Source organism: Pseudomonas sp. PB106 (assembly GCF_009764645.1).
GTDB lineage: Bacteria > Pseudomonadota > Gammaproteobacteria > Pseudomonadales > Pseudomonadaceae > Aquipseudomonas.
The window spans coordinates 1-16,674 of the sequence record NZ_RWIM01000172.1; the positions used below are offsets into that span (position 1 = coordinate 1).

The 16,674-nt window shown below is 61.5% G+C and carries 12 protein-coding genes; 3 read left to right on the top strand and 9 right to left on the bottom strand.

Annotated features, from left to right (window positions below):
• Nucleotides 1-79 precede the first annotated feature (79 nt).
• From EJA71_RS22165 to EJA71_RS22180, 4 genes are read right to left on the bottom strand one after another with little or no spacing between them, the layout of a single operon-like run.
• A complete protein-coding gene (locus tag EJA71_RS22165) occupies nucleotides 80-1,069 on the bottom strand; it encodes a lysylphosphatidylglycerol synthase domain-containing protein (protein WP_158959665.1) in 990 nt (329 codons plus the stop codon).
• Nucleotides 1,066-2,340 carry a cardiolipin synthase ClsB gene (clsB, locus tag EJA71_RS22170; RefSeq protein ID WP_158959666.1) on the bottom strand — a complete coding sequence of 425 codons (1,275 nt, stop codon included), beginning with the start codon at nucleotides 2,338-2,340 and terminating at the stop codon, nucleotides 1,066-1,068. The genes EJA71_RS22165 and clsB overlap by 4 nt, the downstream gene beginning before the upstream one ends.
• Entirely contained in the window at nucleotides 2,337-3,134 is a 798-nt protein-coding gene (locus tag EJA71_RS22175; RefSeq protein ID WP_158959667.1) for an endonuclease/exonuclease/phosphatase family protein, read from the bottom strand. Before EJA71_RS22175 ends, clsB begins: the two co-directional genes overlap by 4 nt.
• A complete protein-coding gene (locus EJA71_RS22180) occupies nucleotides 3,131-4,057 on the bottom strand; it encodes a DUF72 domain-containing protein (protein ID WP_158959668.1) in 927 nt (308 codons plus the stop codon). Before EJA71_RS22180 ends, EJA71_RS22175 begins: the two co-directional genes overlap by 4 nt.
• A 221-nt stretch (nucleotides 4,058-4,278) precedes the next feature.
• On the opposite strand from EJA71_RS22180, the gene EJA71_RS22185 reads away from it, so the two are divergent.
• On the top strand, nucleotides 4,279-6,375 hold the full coding sequence (locus EJA71_RS22185) for a mechanosensitive ion channel family protein (protein ID WP_158959669.1): 2,097 nt from the start codon (nucleotides 4,279-4,281) through the stop codon (nucleotides 6,373-6,375).
• A 142-nt stretch (nucleotides 6,376-6,517) separates the two neighbouring features.
• Here EJA71_RS22185 and EJA71_RS22190 read toward each other — a convergent pair whose 3' ends face one another.
• Nucleotides 6,518-10,804 (bottom strand): DEAD/DEAH box helicase, encoded by a 4,287-nt coding sequence (locus EJA71_RS22190; RefSeq protein WP_158959670.1) that lies wholly within the window; start codon nucleotides 10,802-10,804, stop codon nucleotides 6,518-6,520.
• A gap of 324 nt (nucleotides 10,805-11,128) precedes the next feature.
• Here EJA71_RS22190 and EJA71_RS22195 point away from each other — a divergent pair, with 324 nt between their 5' ends.
• Together EJA71_RS22195 and EJA71_RS22200 are read left to right on the top strand one after the other, a co-directional pair.
• Entirely contained in the window at nucleotides 11,129-12,013 is an 885-nt protein-coding gene (locus EJA71_RS22195; protein WP_045123148.1) for a sugar nucleotide-binding protein, read from the top strand.
• Nucleotides 12,006-12,935: an NAD-dependent epimerase/dehydratase family protein gene (locus EJA71_RS22200; RefSeq protein ID WP_158959671.1), complete on the top strand. Its 930-nt coding sequence runs from the start codon at nucleotides 12,006-12,008 to the stop codon at nucleotides 12,933-12,935. The genes EJA71_RS22195 and EJA71_RS22200 overlap by 8 nt, the downstream gene beginning before the upstream one ends.
• A 183-nt stretch (nucleotides 12,936-13,118) precedes the next feature.
• On the opposite strand, the gene EJA71_RS22205 is transcribed toward EJA71_RS22200, so the two are convergent.
• The 4 genes from EJA71_RS22205 to EJA71_RS22220 all read right to left on the bottom strand — a co-directional run bounded on the left by EJA71_RS22205 (nucleotide 13,119) and on the right by EJA71_RS22220 (nucleotide 16,572).
• Nucleotides 13,119-13,817, bottom strand: coding sequence for an OmpW family protein (locus EJA71_RS22205; RefSeq protein WP_158959672.1), 699 nt, complete (start codon nucleotides 13,815-13,817; stop codon nucleotides 13,119-13,121).
• 247 nt (nucleotides 13,818-14,064) lie between these two features.
• Entirely contained in the window at nucleotides 14,065-14,583 is a 519-nt protein-coding gene (locus tag EJA71_RS22210) for a DUF3299 domain-containing protein (protein WP_158959673.1), read from the bottom strand.
• An 11-nt stretch (nucleotides 14,584-14,594) separates the two neighbouring features.
• Nucleotides 14,595-15,860 (bottom strand): ABC transporter permease, encoded by a 1,266-nt coding sequence (locus EJA71_RS22215; RefSeq protein WP_158959674.1) that lies wholly within the window; start codon nucleotides 15,858-15,860, stop codon nucleotides 14,595-14,597.
• Between the two features lies 1 nt (nucleotide 15,861).
• Nucleotides 15,862-16,572, bottom strand: a complete 711-nt coding sequence (locus EJA71_RS22220; protein WP_158959675.1) for an ABC transporter ATP-binding protein — start codon at nucleotides 16,570-16,572, stop codon at nucleotides 15,862-15,864.
• Between the last annotated feature and the right edge of the window lie 102 nt (nucleotides 16,573-16,674).

Sequence of the window (16,674 nt, forward strand, 5' to 3'; positions counted from 1 at the left end):
AGATCGCAGCCTGCGGCAGCTCCTACAGGGAGAATGCATTCCAACTGTAGGAGCTGCCGCAGGCTGCGATCTCTTGATCTTAATGCCTCGGTTTCTTCTCTATCCGCAGCGCCTTTGCCTTGGCCTCCACCACCAGATACATCACCACCGTGATCAACAACGGCAACAGAAAATAAATCGCCCGATACGCCAGCAACCCTGCCACCAGGCTGCCCCGTGAAGCCTCATGCTGCAGCAGCGCGACGAACACCGCTTCCAGCACCCCAAGCCCCGCCGGAATGTGGGTGATGACCCCGGCAATTGCGCTGATCAGCAACACCCCCAACACCAACGGATAATCGAGCTTGCTCGGCAGCAAAGTGAAAATCACCGCCGCCATCAACGACCAGTTCAATGCGCCCAGCAACAGTTGCAACACCGCCATGCGCAACGACGGCAGATTGATTTCCACGCCGCGAATCGACCATTCGCGGCGCTTGGAAAACTGACACGCCGCGAGATAACCAGCGCTGATCAGCAGAAGTAAAACGCCGATGCCTTGCAGGGCGGTGGTGCTGACTTTCCACCCCGGCGGCATGGTCACCAGACCGCTGCTGAACACCGCGCCGGCAATGGTCATGTAGCCAAACCAATTGGTCGCCAGGCTCAAGCCGAGAATCTTGGCGATGTTGCCTTTGCTCACCCCCAGCCGCGAATACAACCGATAACGCATGGCAATCCCGCCGACCCACGCGCTCAGGTTCAAGTTGAATGCATAGCTGATGATCCCCACCGGCAGGATCTGTTTCCAGGTCAGATCCTGCCGGATGTAAGTGCGTCCGATCAGGTCGAAACTGGCGTACACCAGAAAGCTCAGCAACGTCAGGCCGGCAGCGATGATTAGCGTGCGCACTTTGAAGTCGGCGAGAGTTTCCAGCACTTCTTTCCATTCGATGCGCGTGGCGAACATTGTCAGCAACACGATCAATGCGAGGAAAAACAGCAGCGTCAACGGACGTTTCCAGCGGCTCCATTTCGAGTGCGTCGCAGGTGCCGAATGTGCGCTCGAATGCGCTTCGGAATGGCTCATGATGCGTCACCTCGAAACGGCTTGAGTCGCGGCTTGTGCGCCGGCAGCCAACCGGCCATTGCCGGGAAATGCCGCAGAAAGTGAAACACCAGAAACCCCACGGTCATGTGCCAGATCCGCCCGCGTGGCGACTTGCTCGCATCCATGGCTTTGCAGTGATTCTGGCTGAGGTCTTCGAGGCGCTCGAACAAGTGCTGATTGAAGGCGCGGTCGCGAATCAGCACGTTGGCTTCCAGGTTCAGCGACAAGCTCAGCGGGTCGAGGTTGCTCGAACCGACGGTGCTCCATTCTTCGTCGACCAGCGCGACTTTGCCGTGCAAAGGACGCTGGCAATATTCGTGAATCTGCACCCCGGCCTTGAGCAAGTAATCGTAGGTCATGCGCGCCGCGAGTTTGGCCACCAGCATGTCTGGCTGACCTTGCAGAATCAGCCGCACATCGACGCCACGGCGCGCGGCATTGCGCATCTCACGCAGCAATCGATAACCGGGGAAGAAGTAGGCGTTGGCGATCACCACCCGGCGTTTGGCGCCGCGCAGCACTTGCAGATAAACGTCCTCGATATCGGTGCTGTGCTGGTCGTTGTCGCGAAACACCAGACGCACTTGCCCGTCGTGATCGTCGAAAGCCATTTCCGCGCGACGCTGGCGGCGGCGCTGCCACCAGAACCGCGCGCGGCCCGGACGACCACTTTGCAGCAGGGCGAAATGGTGGATGTCGGCCACTGCCGGGCCCTGAACTTCCACCGAATAATCCTGCTTGGCCTCAGGGCCGAAATCGGCCAGGTGATCGCCGGAAAAATTGATTCCACCGATGAACGCGACCATGCCGTCGACCACGACGATTTTGCGATGCAAGCGGCGAAACCAGTTAGTTCGGATGCCGAGACGCTTGGGTGCCGGATCGAAGATCTGCAAATGCACCCCGGCTGCACTCAGCGCGGTGAGATAGCCGGTGGTCAGCTCGCCGCAGCCAAAGCCGTCGAGGCTGACGGTGGTGCGCACGCCGCGCTTCGCCGCATCAATCAGAATCTCCTGCAGTTCGGCGCCGACCTTGTCTTCGAAAACGATGAAGGTTTCCAAGAGGATTTCACTTTTCGCCGCGCGCATCGCTTCAAACACGCGCGGGAAATACTCCTCGCCGTTCTCCAGCAATTGCACATGGTTGCCGCCCTGCCAGCGATATTCGACATCGACTTGGCCGGGCTCGCGTATCGGCGGGGTAATGGCTATCGGTTCCACGGCGGATTTCTCCAACGGCGCGCTGTTCATAGTTCGATCTCCACCGATAACGGTGCGTGGTCGGAAAGGTGAGACCAGGGCCGATTGGCGAGGACCTTCGGCTGGCTGGCTTTAAGGTTGCGCACGTAGATGCGGTCGAGGCGCAGGGTCGGCAGACGTGCGGGAAAACTGCGCGCCGGTTTGCCGTGCTGTTCGGCGAACACTTCGCGCAAGCCGCAAGGTTTGAGCAGCGCATCGGCGCGCTGGCGCCAATCGTTGAAGTCGCCAGCGACGATCACTGGCGCGTCGTCGGGCAACTCGGCAAGACGTTCGCCGAGCAGCTTCAATTGCGCGTTGCGGTGGCTTTCGCGCAGGCCCAGATGCACGCAGATTGCGTGGATTTCCGTGCCGTCACCGGGCAGGCGCAGCACGCAATGCAACAGGCCACGGTTCTCGTGGCCGCTGATCGACACATCAAGGTTGTCGTGGCGGATGATCTGGAATTTCGACAGCAGGGCATTGCCGTGATCGCCCTCCGGGTACACCGCGTTGCGGCCGTAAGCGAACTGCGGCCAGAGGCTGTCGGCGAGGAACTCGTACTGCGGCATCGTCGGCCAATTGCTGTAGCGCTTGGGATGATGCTCGTGGGTGCCGTGGACTTCCTGCAGGAACACCACGTCGGCGGCGACGCTGCGCACCGCTTCGCGCAATTCCGGGAGGATGAAGCGCCGGTTGAGCGCGGTGAAGCCCTTGTGGGTGTTGACCGTCAACACGGTGAACGTACGTACCGACGGCGCGACCACCGAGCCCTCATCAGTGAAACCGACCGGTTCTGAAATGCTCATGCCAGCACTCCTTGCGCAGCGGGTTCGCCGGGGGCGGTTGCGAGATCTTTATCCAGTTCGAAACGCTGCAGCAGATCGCGGGCGTCGTAGGGCGCGCGGACTTTGATGTCGTTGTCGAAATAGCAGAACACTTCGCGGGATTTGCGCGGGCGCGGCTTCAAGCGTGGCGCGATCAGGTGAGCATCTTTTGGTTGCTCGCCGTGGTGCCAAGCGTCGATGCGTTCGGCCCAACGCTTCAGGGCCGGCGCAGTGTAGCCGCTGGCATAAAGCTCTTCGGCACCGTGCAGGCGCAGGTAGACGAAGTCGCTGGTGAGGTCTTCGCGGTACGGCCATTTGTTGGCGGTGTCGGCGATGACCAGTGCGGTGTTGTAGCGTTTCAACAGCCGCACGAAATCGGGATCAAGGAAGCTGTCATTGCGGATCTCCACGGCATGGCGCAGCGGCTTTTTGCGCCAGGCTTTCATGCTCGCGTGACCGTGCAGGTGCGAGTCATGTTGATGGGCGAGGGCAGCGGCCGCTTCGGTGTCGTGGGGCAATAGCGCGAGGAAATGCTCAAAGCGCTCAGGCTGGAATTTGAAATTCGGCGGAAATTGCCAAAGGATCGGCCCGAGTTTTTCCTTGAGTTCCAGGATCCCGGAAGCAAAGAAATTCGCCAGCGGTTTTTCGATGTCGCGCAAGCGGCGGATGTGGGTGATGAAGCGCGGCGCCTTGACGCTGAAGACGAAGTCGTCAGGCGTTTCGGCGTACCACTGTGCATAACGTTCAGGTCGTTGCAGCGCGTAGAACGATCCATTGATTTCGATGCTGTTGACCGCCCTCGACGCAAACTGCAATTCGCGCTTTTGTGCCAGTCCCTTGGGATAGAAATCCCCCCGCCACGGTGCGTAGCGCCAGCCGGAAATACCGATGTGAATCGTCGCCATATCGCCCTCCCGTCGAAAGTCCTCGTGTTGCCGGTATCTTTTGATGACTGCGGGCGGATCGGGAAAGTTTCGATGGCGTTACGGACGGTACGTGCTGCTGAACACCTGCCAGCCCTGCTGGCAATAGCGCTGGAACGATCACGGCCAATGGCGAGGCTCTTGAACTTGCCGCACAAATATCGATCAGTTCCTTACAGGTTCAACCACGGGAGATCGGAGTTTTGTTCAAGTTCAGGATCGCCATTGTGCTGGGAGCATTGCTGTTTCTAGGCGCCAACGAACTGGAGGCCGCCGCACTGCCGGGCGTGCCGGCCGCCGCCGAAGAACCGGCCAAACCCGAGCCACTGGTGCAGGGTGGATTGCTCGGTGCGATCAGTTCGAGCATCGACGACGTACAAGACAAACTCGATATTAACGAACACCTGGTCGATGCCTGGCGCCTGCGTGCCGACCGTGCGGCCAATGAGGTCGACAAACTGGTCAACCAGCCGTCGAATCGCTCGGGGTGGAGCGTTGCCGGGGATTTCCTCACGCTGTCCGGCGCCTGGCTTGGCAGTTTTGCGTTGCTTACCGTGCTCGGCAGCCTGTTGACCAAACGCGTGCGCGAGGGCCGCTGGTTGCGCACCCGCCAGCGCAGCCAGGATCTGATCGGCTACTTCTTGCCGTACACCGTGCCAGCGCTGATCTGCCTGCCGCTGACGCTTTACGTCAGCCACTTTCTGCAAGCTTCTGTCGGACGTGCGCTGGCGCTGTGTCTGGCCTACGCCACCAGCAGCGGCATTTTTTCCACGTCGATATTTTTGTGCGTGGTGGTGATGTTCAACGTCGGCCATAAACGACCGGCGGCGCGAATCATCCGTCATTACTGCCCACGACCGCTGTTCCTGATCGGCTTCCTCGCGGCCCTCAGCGATGCCCTGACCAGCCCGCAGATCGCCCGCCAATTGGGCGGCAATATCACCAGCAGCGTCGCGGTGTTCACCGGGCTGATTGCCTCGGTGATTTTCGGATTATTGGTGATTCGCCTGCGCCGTCCGGTGGCCCATCTGATTCGCAACCGTTCGCTGAGCCAGCGGCTGAAACAACCATCCTTGCAGGAATCGCTGCGGATCTTTTCCGGGCTGTGGTACTGGCCGATTGTGCTGATGGTGCTGGTCTCGGTGGTGAGTTTGATCGGCATCGGCGAGGACAATCAAAAGGCCCTGCGCTGCGCGTTGTTTACCACGGTATTGCTGATCGGCACGGTGTTCCTCAGCACGATCCTGCAGCACTTGTTCAAGTCGCGAAAAGCCGAAGCGATTCAGCGCAGCAGCGCCTACAAGGAACGTTTTCTCAGTCTGTTGCACGCCTTGCTGCGAATCGTCATCGCGGTTGCTTTCATCGATATCCTCGGGCGGATCTGGGGTGTTTCGCTGCTCGATTTCGCCCAAAGCAGCACGGTCGGCCGGGCGATCAGTGATGCGCTGAGCCGCATCGGTCTGATCTTCCTGGTGACGTGGTTGTTGTGGGTGGTGCTCGACACGGCGATTCAGGAAGCGCTGAAACCACCGGTGAGCAAGCGCGGCGCGCGCCAGCCGAGTACGCGGGTGAAAACCATCCTGCCGCTGTTGCGTAACGCGATCAAAATCATCCTCGTGGTGATCTGCGCGATCACCACCATGGCCAACCTCGGGATCAACGTCGCGCCGCTGCTGGCCGGTGCCGGGGTGGTCGGTCTGGCCATCGGTTTCGGTTCGCAGCAACTGGTGCAGGACGTGATCACCGGGTTGTTCATCATCATCGAAGACACGCTGTCGATTGGCGATTGGGTGGTGCTCGATTCCGGGCATGCCGGCACGGTCGAAGGGCTGACCATTCGCACGCTGCGACTGCGTGACGGCAAGGGTTTTGTGCATTCGGTGCCGTTCGGCCAGATTAAAGCGGTGACCAACCAATCGCGGCAATTTGCCTTTGCGTTCTTCTCGGTGCAGTTCACCTACGACACGGATGTCGACAAGGCCATCGAGCTGATCCGCGAGACCGGCGATTCGATCCGCGAAGACCCGTTCCTCAAGTACAACCTGCAAGGGCCGCTGGATGTGTTTGGCGTGGACAGGATGGATTTGAACGGTGTGGTGCTGACGGCGCAGTTCCGCACAGTGTCGGGTGGGCAGTATGCGGTGAGCCGGGCGTTCAACCAGCGCTTGAAGAAGCTTGTGGATAACAGCCCGGTGGTGCATTTCGCGCAGACTTATCCACAGCAGGTTTTGTTGCCGAAGCGGCAGGTGCACGAGGGAGAGGTGGTTGCAACTGAGGTGCCGCAGGAATCGCGGACTTAACGACGGGATTTGTGGTGTGAATGCTGGCCCCATCGCTGGCAAGCCAGCTCCCACAGTGATTTGTGGTGTGCCTTTTAATTCCTGCATCACCCAAAACCCTGTGGGAGCTGGCTTGCCAGCGATGAGGCCAGAACAGTCACCCTCAATGCCGGATCAGCTTGCTGCGCACCTGTTCCATGTCAATCTGATCCAACTCCAGCCAAAACTGCTGCTTGCCGCCAATCTCCGCCGCCGCCGGCAACCCATCGCGATACACCAGCCGATTACTCGCCAGCGCCGGCACTTTCACCCCCGGCAACAACGTCCCGGCCAGATTCAGCGGATCAACCCCGCACACCGCAATCAGACTGCCGTCATGCGGCCGCCGTCGCACTTCGCGCAACAATGGAATCGCCTCAGGCAAGGCAAACTGTTCCCCCGCCAAGCCACTGACAAAGCGCCCGCCGCGAATCTCGCCGCGCGCTTCCAGCCGATGAAACGTGCGCAGCAATTCCCGCCAGCTCGGCAACCAATCCGCCTCGCGCTCCAACAAGCGCCAGAACACCACGCCATAGCGGCGCAGCAAGGTCATGGCGACGTGTTCAAGCGTCTCGCTGTTATCCACAATCGACCCGCGCCGCAGTAACGCCCAGCGCCCGGCATCGTCCATGCCGCCGACAAACGCGCCGCGTCCACGCCGACTGCTGCGCTGCTGGCGCTTGCTCGGCGGGGTGATCAGCGCACGCAGCCCGGCGAAGCTGTCGGCATTCACCAGCCCGGCGCCGACCAGTTCCTGCAAGGCGATTTCCAGTTCGGTGCGCAGCAGATGCGCTTCGTGGATCAGCTCATCGAAAAACAGTGCGCCGTGTTGGCTCAAGGCTTCAAACACTTTCCGGGTTTTCGGCGACAGTTCGCTCACGGGCGTCTGTTCGGCCAGCGCGCTCCATAAGCCAACCTGACTGCGCGGCAGCAACACAATCGGCGTGCTGCGCAACGCCGTACCGCTGATTTTTTGCCGGGCGCTGAGGCGCGTCCACACCAGTTTGCCGTTGCGGCACAGCTCATCCAGCCAGCTCGGCGAATAGTCTTTGAGCCGCGCCGGCAGAATGTCGCTGTCCCACGCCGAAGCTGCCGCCGCGTAGCCTTCGAACTGGCCGACAATCGCCGGCAATACGGCGCTGCCCTGACCGCGCGTCGCGGGCGACAGATGCTGCCAGTCGAACAGAAACCGCATGAAATCCTGCAACGCCACCGGTTCGATTTCCCGGCGCAGACGCTTGACCGTGTAGCGATGAATGCGCGCGAGCAGGTGGCGTTCGCACCATTCCTCGATGTTCAGTTTCGGCGTGAACTGGCCGCGCAGCACATAGCCTTCGCGCTCCAGTTGCGCGAGTGCTTGATTGACTTGGGTGGCCGGCAGCGCCAGCGGTTCGGCGATGGCAGGTAAAGGCAGCGGGCCGAACGCACCCAGGCGCGCGCGAATCACTTCGACCAGTGCCTCGTCGAACGTCCAGGCCTCAGCGAATCCGGGCAACGCCTCCAACTCGGGTTGCAATTGGGCCTGTGGATAAAGTGCTCGCAGACAGGTCAGGCGTTCGCGAGCCAGCCACAAGCCATGCTCCGTATCGACCTGTAAACGACAGGCGCGACCACTGCTGGCCAAGGTCTCCAGCCATTCACCCCAGCCTTCGTTAGCTTGCACTTCAGACTCGCTGATACACGCCAGACTCATTAACGCCTCATGCATTTCATCCACAGCGTTCGGCGTCGGCCAGGCTTCTTCGCGCACGGCGTTTATCGCGTCTGCATCCAGCGCGCCGAGATCATCGGTCGATTGCGGATCGCTCCAGCGCCGGTTGATCACTGCTTGAGTGCGGCGTTCTTCCAGCGGTGCATCGTCGAGAAAGGTGTACGGCCGCGCACTGAGAATTTCTGCAGCGAGCGGCGAGGGCGCCGGTAAATCACGGCTGATCAAACGCACCTCGCCACGCTCCATGCGCCGCAGCAGATTGAGCCAGCCTTCGCTGTCCATCGCTTCGTGCAGGCAGTCGTCGAGGGTTTGTTCGATCAATGGATGTTCGGGAATTTCCCGTTCGCCAGCGAGGTTTTCCAAGCAGGCGATCTGGTCGGGAAACACGCTGGCAATCAGGTCTTCGCTTTTCATCCGCTGCAACTGCGGCGCGACTTTGCGGCCACCGGTAAAACGCGGCAAAGCCAGCGCCACGCCGGCGTTCCAGCGCCAGCGCACGCCGAACAGCGGCGCATCGAGCACCGCTTGAATCAGGATGTGCTCGGCGCTGTTGCTGTGCAGGTAGCGCCAGATCTCATCCAGTTCAAAACTGTGGCTGGTGGACAGCGACAGGACGATTGCGTCTTCGCTGGCCGCCGCCTGCAACTCGAAATTGAACGTGCGGCAGAAACGCTTGCGCAGGGCCAGGCCCCAGGCCCGGTTGATGCGGCTGCCGAACGGCGAATGGATGATCAGTTGGGTGCCGCCGGACTCGTCGAAAAACCGCTCCATCAGCAAAGTATCTTGCGAGGGCAGGGCGCCGAGGGTTTGTCGGGCGCGGGCGAGGTATTCGACCAGTTGCTCGGCGCTGGCGAGGTTAAGGCCGAGGGTTTGCGTCAGCCAGTCGAGCGCCGGTTGCAAGTCTCCGGGGCTGGCGCCGAGCAATTCGTCGAGCTGCGCTTGCAGACGTGCCACTGCCGCCGACAGCTCATCGCTGCGCCCCGGCGCTTCGCCGAGCCAGAACGGAATGGTCGGCGGCTGGCCGTGGGCATCCTCGACGCGCACCTTGCCGGTTTCCACACGGAGGATGCGGTAAGACGTGTTGCCGAGCTGGAACACATCGCCGGCGATACTTTCTACGGCGAAGTCTTCGTTGACACTGCCGATGTTCAGGCCTTGCGGTTCGAGCATCACGCTGTAATCGGCGTTGTCGGGGATGGTGCCGCCGCTGGTCACGGCTGCGAGTTTCGCGCCACGGCGGCCACGCAACGTGCGGCTGACAGCGTCGCGGTGCAGGTAGGCACTGCGGATGCCCTGACGACCGTTGTAGCCTTCAGCGAGCATGCTCAGCAGGGCTAGATAATGTTTTTCGTCGAGATCGCGATAGGGCGAGGCCTGGCGGAACATCGCCAGCAAATCGTCTTCTGACCATTCCTGACAACTGACTTCGGCGATGATCTGCTGCGCGAGCACATCCAGCGGCGCGACGGGAATGTGCAGGGTATCGAGTTCGCCTCGGCGCACGCAGTCGAGCAGGGCGGCGCATTCGATCAGGTCGTCGCGGGTGGTGGCGAATAATCGTCCCTTGGGTGTGCCACCGACCTGGTGCCCGGAGCGGCCAACTCGTTGCAGAAACCCGGCGATGGAGCGCGGCGAGGCAATCTGACAGACCAGATCGACTTCGCCGATATCGATGCCCAGCTCCAGCGAGGCGGTAGCGATTAAGACCTGCAACTCGCCGCGCTTGAGGCGTTGCTCGGCGTCGAGGCGAAACTCCTTGGCCAGACTGCCGTGATGCGCCGCCACCGCGTGCTTGCCGAGGCGTTCGCTGAGGTGTCGGCTCAGGCGCTCGGCGAGGCGCCGGGTGTTGACGAAAATCAGTGTGGTGCGGTGCTCGCGGGCCAGTTCGGCGAGGCGGTCGTAGACCAGCTCCCAAACGTCGTTGGCCATGACGGCCGACAACGGCACGGGCGGCACTTCGATGCCGAGATCCCGTGGCCGCGCGTGGCCGATGTCGATGATTTCGCAAGGGCGGTCATGGCCGACCAGAAATTGCGCCACGGCTTCGACTGGTTTCTGTGTAGCGGAGAGGCCGATGCGCGTCAGCGGTTCGGCGCACAAGGCTTGCAGGCGCTCAAGACTCAGGGCCAAGTGGCTGCCGCGTTTGCCGGCGGCCATCGCGTGGATTTCGTCGATGATCACCGTGCGCGTGGTGCCGAGCATTTTGCGCCCTGACTCCGAGCCGAGCAGCACGTAGAGCGATTCCGGCGTGGTCACCAGAATGTGCGGCGCGGTTTTGCGCATGGCCGTGCGGTCTTTTTGCGGGGTGTCGCCAGTGCGCACGGCGGTGGTGATATGTACTTCCGGCAGGTGCATCTGACGAAGTTGTTCGGTGATCCCGGCCAATGGGTTTTGCAGGTTGATGCGGATGTCGTTGGACAGGGCTTTGAGCGGCGAGACGTAGACCACCAGGGTTTCGTCGGGCAGGCCATCGGGGTTTTCCAGGCCCCGGTGGACGAGGTCGTCGAGCACGGCGAGGAACGCGGTCAGGGTTTTGCCCGAGCCGGTGGGCGCGGCGATCAGCGTCGAGCGGCGCTGGCGGATCAACGGCCATGCGCGGGCCTGGGCGGCGGTGACCGCCGGGAAGGTCTTGCTGAACCAGGCGCTGACGGCGGGGTGAAAGCCTGCCAGAGCGCTGTCGGCGGGGAGGGGCAGATTCATGGGGTAAGTTATGCGGGCGCAGGAGGGAAGATGCAAGTACCGCTCAGGATCTTCAGCGTCTGCCAGGGCCTCATCGCTGGCAAGCCAGCTCCCACAAGGATTGCGGTGGTTCACAGAATTTGTGGTCAGCACTGAACCCTGTGGGAGCTGGCTTGCCAGCGATGGGGCCAGATGCCACAGCACAAATCCTTGGGATGAACACTTTACGGATGACGGTTGCGCACTAAACCCGCAAAATGCAACGATTCCGGCAATTATCGGCGACGCTTCCACAAGATCCGTCGCTCAAGCCATCGTTCCAATCAGACTGGGCCTGCTGACTCTATGCGAATGCGCCTTATGTTACTGGGCGGCGGAAATGCCCTTGGGCAGGCGCTGATTCGCCTCGGTGCAGAGGAAGACATCGGTTTCCTCGCCCCCCGCCCGCCCGAAAACGGCTGGGATGCCGCGAGCCTGACTCAATTGCTCGACGACACCCGTCCCGATGCGTTGATCAACCTCGCCTACTATTTCGACTGGTTCCAGGCCGAGGCCGTCAGCGAAACGCGGATGGCCGGGCAAGAGCGTGCGATCGAGCGCCTGGCCGAACTGTGCCAGCACCACAACATTGTCCTCGTGCAGCCCTCCAGTTATCGGGTGTTCGACGGCTCGCGTGCGACCGCTTACAGCGAAAAAGACGAACCGGTGCCGCTCGGTCTGCGTGGTCAGGCCTTGTGGCGCATCGAACAGAGCGTTCGCGCGACGTGCCCGCAGCACGTGTTGTTGCGTTTCGGCTGGCTGCTCGATGACAGCGCCGACGGCACCCTTGGACGTTTCCTCGCCCGCGCCGAGCAACCGGAAGAATTGCTCCTGGCCGATGACCGCCGTGGCAATCCGACCCCGGTCGACGACGCTGCACGGGTGATCATCTCGGTGCTCAAGCAACTCGATTGCGCCGCGCCGCTGTGGGGCACTTATCACTACGCCGGCCACGAAGCGACCACGCCGCTGGCGCTGGGGCAGGCGATTCTGACCGAAGCGCGCAGCCTGCACGCCCTGGCCATCGAGGCGCCGACCGCACAGGCTCACGCCGCGCGCCCGGACGCCGCCGAAGAGCCGCAACACGCAGTGCTGGCCTGCAAGAAAATTCTGCACACTTTCGGGATCAAGCCGCGCGCCTGGCGTGCCGCGCTCCCGGCTTTACTGGATAGGTTTTATCGCCATGGCTGAAGGCCCTGTTTTAATCACCGGCGGCGCCGGTTTCATCGGCTCGCACCTGACCGACGCCTTGCTTGCCAAGGGCCATTCGGTGCGGATCCTCGATGATCTGTCGACCGGCAAACGCGCCAATCTGCCCCTGGACAATCCCAAGGTCGAGCTGATTGTTGGCGATGTCGCCGATGCCGCGCTGGTCGCTCAAGCGATGCAGGGTTGCAGCGCTGTGGCGCACTTGGCCGCCGTCGCGTCGGTGCAGGCCTCGGTGGATGATCCGGTAAAAACCCACCAGAGCAATTTCATCGGCACGCTGAATGTCTGCGAAGCGATGCGCCAGGCTGGGGTCAAACGCGTGCTGTACGCCTCCAGCGCGGCGGTGTATGGCAACAACGGTGAAGGCCAGTCGATCGACGAAGACACGCCGAAACAACCGCTGACGCCGTATGCCTCGGACAAACTGGCCGGTGAGCACTACTTCGATTTCTATCGTCGCCAGCACGGTCTGGAACCGGCGATCTTCCGTTTCTTCAACATCTTCGGCCCACGTCAGGATCCGTCCTCGCCGTACTCCGGGGTGATCAGTATTTTCAGCGAGCGCGCACAGAAAGGCCTGCCGATCACCGTGTTTGGTGACGGTGAGCAGACGCGGGATTTCCTCTATGTCGAAGATCTGGTCGATGTGCTGGTGCAGGCCATCGAGAACCCTGAAGTGGAAGCGGGCGCGGTGAACGTCGGCTGGAATGAGTCGATGAACCTCAAGCAAATGCTCGCGGCGCTGGAGACGGTCGTGGGTGAGCTGCCAGCGGTCAGCTACGGCCCGGCGCGTTCCGGTGATATCCGCCATTCGCGGGCCAACAACAAGCGGCTGCTGGAACGCTTCAAGCTGCCAGCGCAGACGCCGATGCGCGTCGGCCTGGCGCGATTGCTCGGCAAATAAGCGTTTCACGGACATGAAAAAGGCGCCCTTTGACAGGCGCCTTTTTCACGGCCGGAATATGTCGCCATTCCTGTGGCGAGGGGATGTTATCCCCCGATCAACTGCGTACGGTCGCCGTCAGTTCTTTGCCTGCTCACCACCGAGCCTCATTCACCACCACGTGAACGTTCGGTAAACATCAGCTTAGAATTTATAGCCCAGACCGACCATGTAGATGAACGGATCGACATCCACGTTCACCCGTGCGCGGGTGCCCGGTGCGACAGCGTTGTTCTCGACAGTGGCGCGGGTATCGATGTCGATGTAGCGCACTTGGGCGTTGAGCATGATGTTGTCGGTCAGCATGTAATCCGCACCGACCTGCCAGGCCAGGCCCCAAGAGTTCTTCGCCTTGAAGTTGCTGAAACCTGCAGTCTGCGCTTCGCTGCCGACGTGCTCGTCATAGATCCAGGTGTAGTTGATACCGCCGCCGACATACGGCTGGAACGCGGACTTCGAATCCAGTGGGTAGTAGACGACGCTGAGGGTCGGCGGCAAGTGCTTCAGGGTGCCGAGCTTGCCATTGGCAGCTGGCAGGGCAGTGCCCTTGAGCTTGACGTCATGCTCGAACGGGGTGGCCGCGAGCAGTTCGAGGCCGACGTGGTCGGTGAGCATGTAGGCGAAGTTGAGACCCAGTTGGGTGTCGCTGCTCATGGTCGCCTTGCCGCCCAGATTGGTGCCGCTCAACGGACCCTGATCGACCTTGACGCTGGAGCTGTCGGCTTTCGGGTTGACGGTGATTGCACCGGCACGGATGAGGATGTCACCGGCCTCGTGGGCGTGGGCGAGCGGGGTTGCGAGCGCGAGGGCGAACAGCGAAGCGCTGAGCAAGGACTTGTTCATGGGGGCTCCAAAGGACGTTAAAAGTTTCTGATGTCCTATGGTACGAAGCCAACTGATACGGTCTTTTGACTCAGCTCAATGAAACAGTGAAGTCGCCGGTTTTTGCGGAACCTTTGCCGGCCTCATCGCTGGCAAGCCAGCTCCCACAGGTTTTGTTGATGATCACAAAATTTGTGAACGACTCAATCACTGTCGGAGCTGGCTTGCCAGCGATGGGGCCTTACAGACGGCACAAAACTACCGGGATTTATTCCGGCAGCTCATACACATAAATCTTGTCCGCCTCCATCTGATACCCGGCATCCGCCAGCTCGCTGCTCGATGCCTTGACCTGCAACGGCCCCTCGACCCAGTACGGCTGATACAACTCATCAAGCTTCACGCCCAACTCGCTTTTGACATGGACGATCTGGTTCGACGGCGGTGGCGGCACATGGATGCACGCGCCGAAATACGGCACGAGCAGGAAGTCCGTGGTGCGCCCCTCTTCGTTGACCTCCAGCGGTACGATATAGCCCGGCAGGCGAATGGTCTGACCGTCGAGCGACTGCACCACCGGCGCATTCGGCAGGTCCTGCTTCGCCGCTGGCGCAGACTCGGCAGACAACGCGTCGCCCATCTTCGACAGGTCGTGCAGCGGGGTCATGTTCGGCACTTCCGGCGCGGCGTCCGGCGGGATCATTTCCGACCACGTCAGGTCTTTCGGCGCCGCTGCCCACACGGGCAGGGCGATCAGCAACAGCAGCGCAAGCAAGGCGCGGGGCATGGTGAACATCCTCATAAACGGATCGACAGGCCATCGGCCAAAGATTGGCGATAGGCGCGCCAGGCCGGCACGCTGCCCATCAGCAGCGCGGCCGCCAGAATGCCACCGAGCAGCGTCCATTCATACTCGCTCGGCCACGCCAGCGGCAGGTACAAACCGTAATTGGCCTGCACGTAACCTTGCGCGGCGGCGATGCCGATGTAGAGCAATGCCAGTCCGGCGATCACTCCGGTCAACGCCAGTGCAAAAGCTTCCAGCACCAGCAGGCTCGCAATGTGCCACGGCCGCGCGCCCACCGAACGCAAAATCGCCATTTCGCGGCGACGTTCGTTGAGGCTGGTGAGAATCGCCGTGAGCATGCCGATCAATCCGGTCAGCACCACGAACAGTGACACCACGAACAGCGCTTTTTCGGCGGTGCTCATCAGGCTCCACAGCTCCTGCAACGCCACGCCCGGCAGGATCGCCAGCATCGGCTCGCCACGGAATTCGTTGATCTCACGTTGCAGTGCGAACGTGGAAATCTTGCTGTTGAGGCCGAGCATGAACGCGGTAATCGCTTGCGGCGTCAGGTCCATGTTACGCGCCTGATCGGCCGTGATCCGCCCGTTGCCCCGCGCCGGCACGCCGTTGTGCCAGTCGATGTGAATCGCCTCCATACCGCCGAGGCTGATGTGCAACGTGCGATCGACCGGGGTGCCGGTGCGCTTGAGGATGCCGACCACGGTAAACGGCTTGTCGTCGTGCTTGACCAGACTGATCGCCGCCACGCCGTGGGCCAGCACCAGTTTGTCGCCGAGCTTGTAATGCAGTGCATCAGCCACTTCCGCGCCGAGCACCACTTCAAACGGATCGGTAGCAAACGCTCGACCGTCGGCCAGTGCCAGGTGTTGCTGGCGACCGTACTGGTAATGCTCGAAATACGCTTCAGTGGTGCCCATCACCCGGTAGCCGCGATGCGAATCGCCGAGCGACATCGGGATCGCCCACTTCACTTTCGGATTGTTGGCGAAGTGTTCGAAGCTGTCCCAGCGGATGTTGTTGGTGGCGTTGCCGATGCGGAACACCGAGTACAGCAGCAGGTTTACCGAACCCGAGCGGGCGCCGACGATCAGGTCGGTGCCGCTGATGGTGCTGGCGAAACTGGCTTTGGCTTCGGTGCGCACCCGTTCAACGGCGAGCAGCAGACACACCGACAAAGCGATGGCGAATGCCGTGAGCAAAGCGGTGAAACGGCGGTTGGCCAGGCTGGCCATGGCCAGACGAAACAAATACATCTCAGACCTCGGCAGACGTGGCGGCGCGATTGAGTTCGGCCAGGGACAGGTGACGGTCGAACAGCGGCGCCAGGCTCTGGTCGTGGCTGACGAACAACAGGCTGGAACCGGCTTCGCGACATTCGGCGAACAGCAGGCGGATGAAGTTTTCCCGGGCGTCGTAGTCGAGGGCCGAGGTCGGTTCGTCGGCGATCACCAGCTCAGGCTGGCCGATCAGGGCGCGGGCAGCGGCGACGCGTTGTTGCTGGCCGATCGACAGCGAATCGGCACGACGGCTGAGGAGGCTTTCGTCCTTCAAGCCCAAGTGGGCGAGCAGGGTGGCGGCGGCTTGATCGACGCTGCCGTGGCGCTGTTTCGCCCTTTGCGCACGTAATTTGGAGAAGTGACACGGCAGCTCAACGTTCTCGCGCACCGAGAGAAACGGCAGCAAGTTGAACTGCTGAAAGATATAGCCAGTGTGGTCGACGCGAAAGGTGTCGCGGGCGCCGGCGGAGAGTTCGGTGAGTTCCTGGCCGAGCAGGCGAATGCTGCCGCGATCGGGCTTCTGCACACCGCCGAGTAATCCGAGCAGGGTGGTCTTGCCGCTGCCGCTGGGGCCCTTGAGGAACAGGGTTTCGCCGGCTTCCAGACGAAACGCCGGGATGTCCAGCAGCGGCGGGTGGCCGGGCCAGCTAAAGCCCAGGTCGGACAGTTCGATGAGTGCTTGGGTCATGGCACCAGTTTCATAAGATGAACACAGAACCCCTGTAGGAGCTGCCGAAGGCTGCGATCTTTTGATCTTCTTGGAAGTCAAGATCAAAAGATCGCAGCCTTC